This window comes from Streptomyces sp. NPDC056361 (assembly GCF_042262805.1).
In the GTDB taxonomy this organism is placed as follows: domain Bacteria; phylum Actinomycetota; class Actinomycetes; order Streptomycetales; family Streptomycetaceae; genus Streptomyces.
In genome coordinates this window covers 1-10,499 of sequence record NZ_JBHJQI010000206.1, presented here as the reverse complement: position 1 = coordinate 10,499, position 10,499 = coordinate 1, and the positions used below count along the sequence as shown (strand labels likewise).

Below are 10,499 nucleotides of genomic sequence, written 5' to 3'. Positions count from 1 at the left end.
CGGTTTTGTGTCTAAGAGCCCGCCCACGGGGGAGAGGGCGGGCGCCGTCGCGAGCACCGCCGGACCGCGCGACCGTCAGGACCGCGCGACCGCGAGGCCCACGTGGCCGTCAGGTCCGAGCGACCGCAAGGCCTACGTGGCCGTCAGGTCCGAGCGACCGTCAGGACTACGTGACCGTCAGATGGAGTACGTCCTCCAGGAACGGGATCCGCAGCCAGGGCTCCGGCTGCACCATCAGCGCCAGGAACACGATCAGGCCGCCCATCACCCCGTACGTGATCAGATCCGTGAAGCGGGACCGGACGGCCAGCATGCCGACCGACGGCAGCACCTGGCGCAGCACGGCGCCCAGCAGGAGCGCCGCCCCGACCAGCATCACCCCCACCCGGAAGGCCTGCAGGAACAGGTCCGTGCCCACCACGACCAGGCCGAGCCCGGCGAGGCCGAGGACGGTGAGCAGCGGCCACTGCCGCGCGGGCGCCGGGGCGTCGCCGGGCGCCGCCCGGCCACCGCCCTCGGGCCGCGCGGTGTCGGTGGTGAGGGACGGCGCCGGCCGCTTCCACGGAGCGGGCCGGGTGCCGGGCTCGGCCCCGCCCTCCGCGGCGGCCGCGCCCTCCGCCGGATCCGGGGTCCCGGAGGCGGCCGCGTCGTCCGTCGCCGCGTCCGCCCCGGCCGGGTTGCCGGGTGTCCCCGGGGTCCCGGAGGTCACGTCAGAGCGCCGCGGCCGCGCGCTCGGCGGCCTCGACGACGTTGACGAGGAGCTGCGCGCGGGTCATCGGGCCCACGCCGCCCGGGTTCGGGGAGATCCAGGCGGCCACCTCGGCGACGTCCGGGTCCACGTCGCCGAGGATCTTGCCCTCGCCGTTGCGCGAGACGCCGACGTCGAGGACGGCGGCACCCGGCTTCACGTCCTCCGCCTTGATGAGGTGGGGGACGCCGGCCGCCGCGACGATGATGTCGGCGTTGCGCAGGTGCGCCGAGAGGTCCCGGGTGCCGGTGTGGCACTGGGTCACGGTCGCGTTCTCGGAGCGACGGGTCAGGATGAGCGGCATCGGGCGCCCGATGGTGACGCCGCGGCCGACGACGACGACCTCGGCACCGTTGATCTCCACGCCGTGGGCGCGGAGCAGGGTGACGATGCCGTTCGGCGTGCAGGGCAGCGGGGCGGGCTCGTTGAGCACGAGCCGGCCGAGGTTGGTCGGGTGCAGGCCGTCCGCGTCCTTGGCCGGGTCCATCAGCTCCAGGATGCGGTTCTCGTCGATGCCCTTGGGCAGCGGGAGCTGGACGATGTAACCGGTGCAGGCCGGGTCCTCGTTGAGCTCCCGTACGACCGCCTCGATCTCCTCCTGGGTGGCGGTGGCGGGCAGCGTGCGCTGGATCGAGGCGAGCCCGACCTGCGCGCAGTCGCGGTGCTTGCCGGCCACGTACTTGTGGCTGGCCGGGTCGTCGCCGACCAGGACGGTGCCGAGGCCGGGCGTGATGCCCTTCTCCTTGAGGGCCGCCACACGGACGGTCAGATCGGACTTGATCGCGGCTGCGGTGGCCTTGCCATCGAGAATCTGGGCGCTCATGGAGACATCCTCCCGGATGACCCCCGCCTTGTTCCAATTCGCTCCCGCCGAGGGCTCCGTCATCCGGAGCGACAGGTTGCACTTGCACAACTCCACTACGTATCGACTGGACAAAAAGTCGACGGTGCGACAACGATGATCCGCGCAGTACCGCGGAAAGTGCCGGGGGGAAATCCGCTCAAATGCCGTGAAAGTCCTCCGCGCGGGCCGCGTCGTCCCCGCACAGAAAAATTCACGGAGGAAACCCGCGATGAGCTTCGGCGACCCGAACAACCCTTACGGCCAGCAGGGCCAGGGCCAGCAGCCCGGCTACGGCTACCCGCAGCAGACCCCCCAGGGCGTCCCGCCGCAGCAGGGCGGCTACGGCTACCCGGCCGCTCCGCCGGTCTCCCCGTACGGCGGCTACCCGGCCGGCCCGACCGAGATGCCCGGCGGCGTGAAGGCCGCGCGCGTGATGCTGTGGATCATGGGCGCCTTCAACCTGATCGGCGGCATCGCGATCATCGGCCTGTCCTTCGCCGTCGACAGCGAGCTGGAGAAGTCGGGCGCCTCGTCGGCCGACGCCGAGGCCTTCGCCGACTTCGGTCAGGGCCTCCTGATCGTCGCGGGCGTCATCTCGCTCGTCTTCGCCGCCGTCGGCATGGTGCTGGCCGCCAAGTTCCGCTCCGGCGGCAACGGCGTCCGCATCGGCTCGATCGTCTACGGCGCCATCGGCGCGCTGTTCAGCCTCTTCTCGCTGCCGCTCGGCATCATCAGCCTGGCCCTCGCCATCCTGGTCATCGTCTTCACGGCGAAGTCGGACGGCGCCGCCTGGTTCAACCGGAACAAGCAGCAGTACTGAGCCTGAACCGGTGAGGGGCCGGGTTCCGCACCGAGTGGTGCGGAACCCGGCCCCTCCGCCGTTCCCCTCGGGTCACACCCGCTTCAGGACCGCGAACCCGTCCGAGCGGTACGTGATCTCGTACCGCGCCTCCGGATGCAGTTGCGAAGCCAGCTGCGCCGGGTCCGACACCTGGTTCGACCAGCCGCGCAGGTCGAAGGCCAGGTAGTCCGGGGTGGCGCCCTTCGACGAGCCCACCCAGTAGACCCGGTGGTCCGCCGTGAGGTGGGCGAGGAGCGAGACGTCGGCCTCCACGCTGGCCCCCTCCGGGACCGCGTCGACCGCCGCCCGCGCCTGCTCGGCCCGGGTGTCCGTGCGGTACGTCTCCGACTTCAGCAGCTCCCGCAGCGGCAGGTTCGCGGCCAGGACGAGCGCAACCGCCGTCGCGACGGGGACGACCACCTTGCCGTACGAGGCGAGCCAGGCCCGCGGCGAGGTGCGCACGGAGCGGGCGGCGTCCACGAGGGCCAGGAAGACGATCGGCATGAGGATGGCGCTGTAGTGCCAGTGCATGCCCCAGTGGTTGGCGTCCTGGGAGAGGAACCGCCAGCCGAGGGTGGGCAGGACCAGCAGGATCAGCGGGGAGCGCAGGGCGAGGAAGCCCGTGACGGCAAGCAGGTAGAAGACCATCTCCCAGCGCTCGCCCGAGGCGAGCGCGTCGCCGATGACCTGCCCGAACGAGGTCTCGGTGCCCTGGCCGGTCTTCTCGATCTTCGACCAGTAGTCGTACTGGCCGAGCCGGCTCGCCGCCGGGATCAGGACGAGGACCGTGAGCGCGAAGGCCGCCGCGCCGAAACCGGCCAGGGCGGCGCCCAGCCGCTTCTGCCCCTTCAGGAAGAGCACCGCGCCGACCATGGAGACGGTGAGCCCCATGTCCTCCTTGACCAGGACGAGCGGGACCGACCAGGCGACGGCCGCGGTCCAGCGGCCCAGGAGCAGGGCCCGGCAGGTCAGGGCGAGCAGCGGGACCGCGAACGCGATCTCGTGGAAGTCGGACTTGACCGCCTCCTGGAGGCCCCACGACAGCCCGTACGCGACGGTCAGCCCGATGCCGGCGGCGCGGCTCCCCAGGATCTGCTGGGTGGTCCGGCCGACCACGACGGCCGACGCCGCGAACAGCGCGGCCTGCCCGAACAGCAGGGAGACCGGCGAGGGCCAGATCCAGTACAGCGGCGCCAGGAGCGCGGTGACCGGGCTGAAGTGGTCCCCGAGTATGTGGAAGCCGGGGCCCTTGATGTCGACGACCGGGGCGCGGAACTCGGCGTACGCCCGGACCGACTGCCCGAAGATCCCCAGGTCCCAGGAGGGCGTCCGGAAGTGCGTGTACTGCACCCAGGAGTACAGGAAGTACAGGCCGCACAGGACGCCCGCGAGGATCAGGTACGGGCGCAGCGGCGCCGGGGAGAGCCCGTCGGACGGCTCTGCCTCGGTGGGATCCGCAGCGGGCCTGTTCAGTACGTCCAACACCACGTCCCCCACTACCGGCGGCCGACAAAAGAGCAACCCATTAGACCAGAGTCCACCCGTTCGGCGGATCCGCCCGCGGGAGGCACACGGGCTGCTCCGGTGAAGCCCACAGGGGCCCCTCCCGGAGGAGGGGCCCCTGTGGGATCGCACTCAGTGGAAGAAGTGGCGCGTGCCGGTGAAGTACATCGTCACGCCCGCCTTCTTCGCGGCCTCCACGACGAGCTCGTCGCGCATCGAGCCGCCCGGCTGCACGACCGCCTTCACACCGGCGGCGGTGAGGATCTCCAGGCCGTCGGGGAAGGGGAAGAAGGCGTCGGAGGCGGCGTAGGAGCCGCGCGCCCGCTCCTCGCCCGCGCGCTCGACGGCCAGCTTCGCGGAGTCGACGCGGTTGACCTGGCCCATGCCGACGCCGACCGAGGCGCCGTCCTTGGAGAGCAGGATCGCGTTGGACTTGACCGCGCGGCAGGCCTTCCAGGCGAAGGACAGCTCGGCGAGCTCCTCGGCGGACAGGGCCTCGCCGGTCGCCAGGGTCCAGTTCGCCGGGTCGTCGCCGTCGGCCTGGAGGCGGTCGGTGACCTGGAGCAGCGCGCCGCCGTCGATCGGCTTGACCTCGACCGGGTTGGCCGGGGCGCCCTCGGCGCGCAGGACGCGGATGTTCTTCTTCTTGGCGAGGACCTCGACCGCGCCGTCCTCGTACGCCGGGGCGACGATGACCTCGGTGAAGATCTCCGCGACCTGCTCGGCCAGCTCGACCGTCACGGGGCGGTTGACGGCGATGACGCCGCCGAACGCGGACAGCGGGTCGCAGGCGTGCGCCTTGCGGTGGGCCTCGGCGACGTCGGCGCCGATCGCGATGCCGCACGGGTTGGCGTGCTTGATGATCGCGACGCAGGGCTCGGCGTGGTCGTACGCGGCCCGGCGCGCGGCGTCGGTGTCCGTGTAGTTGTTGTACGACATCTCCTTGCCGTGGAGCTGCTCGGCCTCGGCGAGGCCGCCCGTCCCGTCGACGTAGAGCGCGGCGCCCTGGTGCGGGTTCTCGCCGTAGCGCAGGACGTTGTTGCGCGCGTAGGTGGCGCCCAGGAAGTCGGGGAAGCCGGAGTCGTCGGCGGCCGCGTAGTCGTCGGCGAACCAGGAGGCGACGGCCACGTCGTACGCGGCGGTGTGCTGGAAGGCCTCGCCGGCGAGCCGCTTGCGGGCGGTCAGGTCGAAGCCGCCGGACTGCACGGCCGCGAGGACGTCGGCGTACCGCTCGGGGCTGGTGACGATGGCCACGGACGGGTGGTTCTTCGCCGCGGCGCGGACCATGGACGGGCCGCCGATGTCGATCTGCTCGACGCACTCGTCCGGGGTGGCGCCGGAGGCGACCGTCTCGCGGAACGGGTAGAGGTTCACGACGACCAGGTCGAAGGGCTCCACGCCGAGCTCGGCGAGCTGCTCGCGGTGCGACTCCAGGCGCAGGTCGGCGAGGATGCCGGCGTGCACGCGCGGGTGGAGGGTCTTGACGCGGCCGTCCAGGCACTCGGGGAAGCCGGTCAGCTCCTCGACCTTGGTGACCGGCACACCTGCGGCGGCGATCTTCCCGGCCGTGGAGCCCGTGGAGACGAGCTCGACACCGGCCTCGTGCAGACCGCGGGCCAGCTCTTCGAGCCCCGTCTTGTCGTAGACGCTGACCAGCGCGCGGCGGATGGGCTTAACGGTGTCCGTGTTCACCGACATGAACCTTTCGTCCCTCAATGCGGTAGCCGTGCCGGGCGAGACGCCCCACGACGTCGACGAGCAGCGAGCGCTCGACTTCCTTGATGCGCTCGTGGAGAGCGTCTTCATCGTCCTCGTCCCGCACCTCGACCACGCCCTGGGCGATGATCGGGCCGGTGTCGACACCGTCGTCGACGAAGTGGACGGTGCATCCGGTGACCTTCGCGCCGTAGGCGAGGGCGTCGCGCACCCCGTGGGCACCGGGAAAACTGGGCAGCAGGGCCGGGTGGGTGTTGACCACGCGGCCGTCGAAGCGGGCGAGGAACTCCTTGCCGACGATCTTCATGAAGCCGGCCGAGACGACGAGGTCCGGCTCGTACGCGGCGGTGGCCTCGGTCAGGGCGCGGTCCCACTCCTCGCGGGTGGCGTGGTCCTTGACGCGGCAGACGTAGGTGGGCAGCCCGGCGCGCTCGGCACGCTCCAGGCCGGCGATGCCGTCGCGGTCGGCGCCGACGGCGACGACCTCGGCCCCGTACCCCTCGGGGTCGGCGGCGATGGCGTCGAGGAGGGCCTGCAGATTGGTACCGGACCCGGAGACCAGGACGACGAGGCGGGCGGCAGCCACTGGGTCACTCTTTCCGTGGTGTTTGTACGGTCGTACGAACGAATCGTGCCGCTCGATACGGGGAACCCTACGAATGGCTCGACCGTCAGCAACGATACCGGCACACGGGACGGCCCCCACGGGACGGGGGCGGAGCAGGGCGGTAGCGTCAGGGTCCGACGCCTGACGATCAGCGCACAGCGGCGGACGAGACAGCAGTGGAGACCACGGGTGCGGCCGTGGTCGCGACGACAGAGGGAAGACGTTCAGCAGATGCCGGAACGCCAGTCCACGAACGACGACAACCCGTTCGCACCGCCGCCCGAGGGCCGGCCGGACCAGCCGTGGCGGCCGCGGCGGCCGGAGGGCTCGGACGACGACGCGTCCGGGACCCCGGAAGCGTCCGACGGCCGCTGGAGCCCGCGCCAACCGGGCCCCTCGACGGACGGCTTCGGCCGGGGACCCGAGCGGCAGGGCGGCGGCCAGGGCGGGCCGGAGGGCGGTCCCGGCCAGGGCGGACCCGGGCGGGGCCAGGGGCTCCGCTGGGACCCGACGGACCCGGCGCAGCGGCGGGCGCGGTACGCGATCCTCGCGGGCATGTGGGCCTTCTTCTTCGCCATCTTCGAGATCCCGGAGCTGGCGCTGCTGCTCGGCGCCCTCGGCCTCTACTGGGCGATCAGTTCGCTCCGCGCCAAGCCGAAGCCCCCCGCCGCCGACCTGTCGCCGACATCACAGCCCGCGTCCCAGCCCTCGGGACAGCCGCAGGCACAGGACCAGGGTCAGGGTCAGGGCCGACCCGAGGGCACGGTCCCGGGCCAGGGCCCCGCGTCGGTCCGCCCGTCCGGGCTGGGCGCCTCCGCCACCCCGGTGCGCTCGATGCGGACGGCCGCGATCAGCGGTCTCGTCGCGGCGAGCGTCGCCCTCATGATCGTCGCGGTCGGCTTCACCATGCAGCTCGTCTACAGCGACTTCTACGAGTGCCGCGACGACGCCCTCACCCACGCGGGCCAGCTCGCCTGCAACGACCTCCTGCCCAAGCCGCTGCGCGCGGGCTTCGGCGTCCGGGAGTAGTCCGGGGCCGGTCGACAGTCCGAGGCCGGCCGGCAGTCCGAGGCCGGTCGGGGCAGTTCGAAGCCAGTCGGCAGTCCGGGGCCGGTCGGCAGCCAGGGCTAGTCGGCGTCCTGCTCCGTCGGGGGCCGGTCCGCCGGCCCTTCCGGGGCCGGGAGCGGCGACGGGGCCGGGGCCGAGCGCTGCGACGGGGCCGGGAGCGGCGACGGCGGCGCGGGTTCCCAGGCGGCCGGGAGGTAGTCGTACGGCTCGTAGCCGGAGTCGTCGAGGTCGGCGAGGTCGTCAGCGGCGGGTACGGCTTCGGCGCCGGCCGGCCGGTCACCGGAGGGCGTCCGGCCGGGAGTCGCGGCCGGCGGCGGGAACGGCGTGGGGCCGGAGGAGGAGGCGGGTACCGGAGCCGCGGGTGCGGCCACCGGCGCCGGCGCGGGCTTCGGGCGCGGGACACGGCGGCCCCAGGCCCGTACCGCCAGCGCCGTCGGGACCCCGAGGCAGACGCTCCAGAGGACCGTCGCGGCGCCCGCCTGCCACCAGACGGGGCCGAACGCCGAAAGGCGGCCGCTGCCGATCGGGCCGCCCGCGGCGGCCGCGAGGACGGCGACGGCCGCCCCGCACCCCCAGGCCGCGCCGAGGGCCGTCAGGGCGGCCTCCCGGGCCGACCAGGTCCGTGCCGCGCGGCCCACGCGGTGGCCCTGGACCACGGCGGCGGCCAGCGGGACCGCGGCGGTCAGCCAGTGGACCCAGGTGCCGCGCCCGTCTGCCGGCAGCGCGGCGAGCAGCGGGAAGGGCGGCACGGCCGGGTCGCCGGTGAGGCCGAGCGGGGTCGCGAGCGCGCCCGTGCCGAGGGTGAAGCCGGGACCGAGCCCGTACGCGGCCCCCCAGACGGCCGCGTTCGGCAGCAGCGCCAGGACGAGCAGCAGGACCGTCACCCGACCGGACCACTCCCCCGAGAGGCCCGTGAACACGGCCTGGGCCTCGCCCGCGTGCCAGGCCAGCGAGACCGCCGCGGCCACCGCGCCGCCGCCGAGCAGGCTGACGAGTCCGAGCCCGGCCGCGCGCAGGGCGGCCGCCGCCTGCCGCTGCCCGGGGAGGGGGCGGCCGAGCGCCGTCCAGACCCCGGCCCCCGCCGCTCCCACCACGACGGCGGGCAGCCAGAGCCCGGCCGTGATCAGGTCGGCGGGCAGCGGGCCGCTCTCGCTGTAGACCACGATCACGGCCGCGACCAGCAGGTATCCCCCGGCGACCGCCCCCACCGCGCCGCCCGCGGAGGGGCGCGGACGGCCGCTGCCCTCGCCCGCGTCGAGGGTGTCGCGGGCGGCCCGGTGGACGAGCCAGACGGGCAGGGCGACCAGGAGCAGCGGGGCGACGCCGAGGGGGGCGGGGAGGCCGGACAGGGTGTCCGTGCGGACCAGGTCCACGCCGTGGGCGAGCAGCCAGAGCCCGGCGGCCAGGTGCATGGCCCCGCCGGGTCCGCTGTCGGGGTACGGGGAGCTGATCCAGGCGGCGATCACCAGGACCGCGAGCCCGCCGAGGCCGAGCCCCGCGGCGACCCCGCCGCGGACGCAGGCGGTGGCGAGCGCGGCGGAACGGCCGCCCTGGACCAGGGGGTGCTCGGTCACATGGGTCACGGGGTCATGCTGCCAACGACACGCGCTTTCGCGACGTAACAGGCAAACTTCCGTTGTGTCGCCCAAGATACGTTTATGTACTTTTCCGCCCAGAGACGCTCTGCGGGAGGTCGACACCGATGAGCCGGAGCACCGCGGATTCCGCCCCCTCCGCCACCCTGCCGCCCCCGAAGGAGCGGCGCAGGTTGCGCGAAGCCCTCGCCCTCAGCGAGGAGCAGGTCGCCGAGGCCATGGGCGTCACGAAGGCCACGATCAAGGCCTGGGAGACCGGGCGCTCCGCGCCCCGGGGCCGTAAGCGCGAGGCGTACGCGAAGCTGCTCGGCGCGTACGACGAGACCGGCGCGCCCCCCGCGCCCGAGGGTCCGGGCGCCGCGCCGACCACCCCGGGTGCCGCCCCTGCGGGTGCCGCCCCGGGCTCCGCGCTCCCGTCGGAGCCGTCCGGCACCCCGGCACCCGCCCCGACGCCGTCCGTCCCACCGATCACCCCCGGCACGTCGTCCGCCAACGTCCGGCCCAAGGCCGCCGTGAAGCGGGCCGCCAAGCCGCCGAAAGCCCCCTCCCCCGCGCCGGCCATCGCTCCCGGTCCGGCCCGCAGAACCGACCCGAGGCCGCAGGAGCGCCTGAAACCGGTGGCGGCGGTGGAGACCGGGGCGGCGGAAGCCGGAGCCGGCGAGACCTGGGCGGCGGAAGCCGCTGCGGGCCGCGCCGGGCCCGCGGAAGCCTGGGCGGCGGAAGCCGGAGCGGCCCCGGCCGTGCCGGGCCTCACCCCCGAGCAGGCCTTCGACGCGCTCTACGCGCACGCCGCGCCCGGCCTCGTCCACCAGACGTACCTGCTCACCGGACGCCGCCGGCTATCCCGCGAGTCCGTCGAGCACGCCTTCCACCACGCCTGGGACCACTGGCCCGAGGTCGCCGTCGACGCCGACCCGGTGGGCTGGGTGCGGGCAGCGGCGTACGAGTACGCCCTCTCGCCCTGGCACCGGCTGCGCCGCGCCCACAAGCACCCCGACGCCCCGCCGAGCGAGGCGAACCGGCGGGCACTGCTCGACGCGCTCCTCGAACTGCCGCCGCCCTACCGCCGCACCGTCCTGCTCTACGACGGACTCGGCCTCGACCTGCCCGAGACGGCGGCCGAGACCGAGGCGAGCACCCCCGCCGCCGCCAACCGGCTGCTGCACGCCCGGACCGTCCTCGGGCAGCGGATCCCCGAGCTCGCCGAACCGGAGGCGCTGCACCGGCGGCTGAGCGGGCTGGTCGCCGAGGCTCCGACGGCGACCCTGCCGGCGGCCCGCACCCTCAGGTCGGGGAGCGAGCGGCGCGGCCGCGCCTGGACGCGGGCCGTGCTCGGGGTGACGGCGGTCCTCATCGGCGTCACCGGCTTCGCCGCGGCGACCGCGCCGACCCGCTACATCCCGGTCAACGCCCCTGGCGAGACCGTCAACGGAGTGCCGGTGCGCGGCGGCCCGGAGAAGCTCCGACCGGAGGACCTGAAGCTCCGCGACAAGCTGCGCTCCGAGCCCCACCCGGGCCCCGAGCGCCTGGTCCCGGCGGCCGAGTAGCCGCCGCCGTACGCGAGAGGGCCCCGCCCT

The 10,499-nt window shown here is 74.1% G+C and carries 9 protein-coding genes; 3 read left to right on the top strand and 6 right to left on the bottom strand.

Annotation, left to right across the window (positions count from 1 at the left end; genetic code table 11):
- Positions 1–166: 166 nt before the first annotated feature.
- Positions 167–709, bottom strand: coding sequence for a DUF3017 domain-containing protein (locus tag ACFCY7_RS37585; RefSeq protein WP_376490578.1), 543 nt, complete (start codon positions 707–709; stop codon positions 167–169).
- A gap of 1 nt (position 710) precedes the next feature.
- Positions 711–1,571: a bifunctional methylenetetrahydrofolate dehydrogenase/methenyltetrahydrofolate cyclohydrolase gene (locus ACFCY7_RS37580; protein WP_376490577.1), complete on the bottom strand. Its 861-nt coding sequence runs from the start codon at positions 1,569–1,571 to the stop codon at positions 711–713.
- 250 nt (positions 1,572–1,821) lie between these two features.
- Here ACFCY7_RS37580 and ACFCY7_RS37575 point away from each other — a divergent pair, with 250 nt between their 5' ends.
- Complete coding sequence (locus tag ACFCY7_RS37575; RefSeq protein ID WP_376490576.1) at positions 1,822–2,412, top strand: hypothetical protein; 591 nt, start codon at positions 1,822–1,824, stop codon at positions 2,410–2,412.
- A 72-nt stretch (positions 2,413–2,484) separates the two neighbouring features.
- Here ACFCY7_RS37575 and ACFCY7_RS37570 read toward each other — a convergent pair whose 3' ends face one another.
- The 3 genes from ACFCY7_RS37570 to purN all read right to left on the bottom strand — a co-directional run bounded on the left by ACFCY7_RS37570 (position 2,485) and on the right by purN (position 6,238).
- Positions 2,485–3,915: a DUF2079 domain-containing protein gene (locus ACFCY7_RS37570; protein ID WP_376490575.1), complete on the bottom strand. Its 1,431-nt coding sequence runs from the start codon at positions 3,913–3,915 to the stop codon at positions 2,485–2,487.
- 153 nt (positions 3,916–4,068) lie between these two features.
- Positions 4,069–5,634, bottom strand: a complete 1,566-nt coding sequence (gene purH / locus ACFCY7_RS37565) for a bifunctional phosphoribosylaminoimidazolecarboxamide formyltransferase/IMP cyclohydrolase (RefSeq protein ID WP_376490574.1) — start codon at positions 5,632–5,634, stop codon at positions 4,069–4,071.
- Positions 5,609–6,238 carry a phosphoribosylglycinamide formyltransferase gene (gene purN / locus ACFCY7_RS37560; RefSeq protein WP_376490573.1) on the bottom strand — a complete coding sequence of 210 codons (630 nt, stop codon included), beginning with the start codon at positions 6,236–6,238 and terminating at the stop codon, positions 5,609–5,611. The genes purH and purN overlap by 26 nt, the downstream gene beginning before the upstream one ends.
- Before the next feature lie 252 nt (positions 6,239–6,490).
- Between purN and ACFCY7_RS37555 the strand changes: the two genes are divergently transcribed.
- On the top strand, positions 6,491–7,288 hold the full coding sequence (locus ACFCY7_RS37555) for a hypothetical protein (RefSeq protein ID WP_376490572.1): 798 nt from the start codon (positions 6,491–6,493) through the stop codon (positions 7,286–7,288).
- Positions 7,289–7,386: 98 nt separating this feature from the next.
- Here the strand turns inward: ACFCY7_RS37555 and ACFCY7_RS37550 are convergent, their stop codons facing one another.
- A complete protein-coding gene (locus ACFCY7_RS37550; RefSeq protein WP_376490571.1) occupies positions 7,387–8,910 on the bottom strand; it encodes a DUF6350 family protein in 1,524 nt (507 codons plus the stop codon).
- A gap of 119 nt (positions 8,911–9,029) precedes the next feature.
- Here ACFCY7_RS37550 and ACFCY7_RS37545 point away from each other — a divergent pair, with 119 nt between their 5' ends.
- Complete coding sequence (locus tag ACFCY7_RS37545; RefSeq protein ID WP_376490570.1) at positions 9,030–10,469, top strand: sigma factor-like helix-turn-helix DNA-binding protein; 1,440 nt, start codon at positions 9,030–9,032, stop codon at positions 10,467–10,469.
- The last annotated feature ends 30 nt before the right edge of the window (positions 10,470–10,499 follow it).

Excerpts from the sequence above, each read along its gene's own strand:
- purH (WP_376490574.1), bottom strand. The coding sequence starts at position 5,634 with ATGTCGGTGAACACGGACACCGTTAAGCCCATCCGCCGCGCGCTGGTC.
- ACFCY7_RS37555 (WP_376490572.1), top strand. The coding sequence starts at position 6,491 with ATGCCGGAACGCCAGTCCACGAACGACGACAACCCGTTCGCACCGCCG.
- ACFCY7_RS37545 (WP_376490570.1), top strand. The coding sequence starts at position 9,030 with ATGAGCCGGAGCACCGCGGATTCCGCCCCCTCCGCCACCCTGCCGCCC.
- ACFCY7_RS37580 (WP_376490577.1), bottom strand. The coding sequence starts at position 1,571 with ATGAGCGCCCAGATTCTCGATGGCAAGGCCACCGCAGCCGCGATCAAG.
- ACFCY7_RS37575 (WP_376490576.1), top strand. The coding sequence starts at position 1,822 with ATGAGCTTCGGCGACCCGAACAACCCTTACGGCCAGCAGGGCCAGGGC.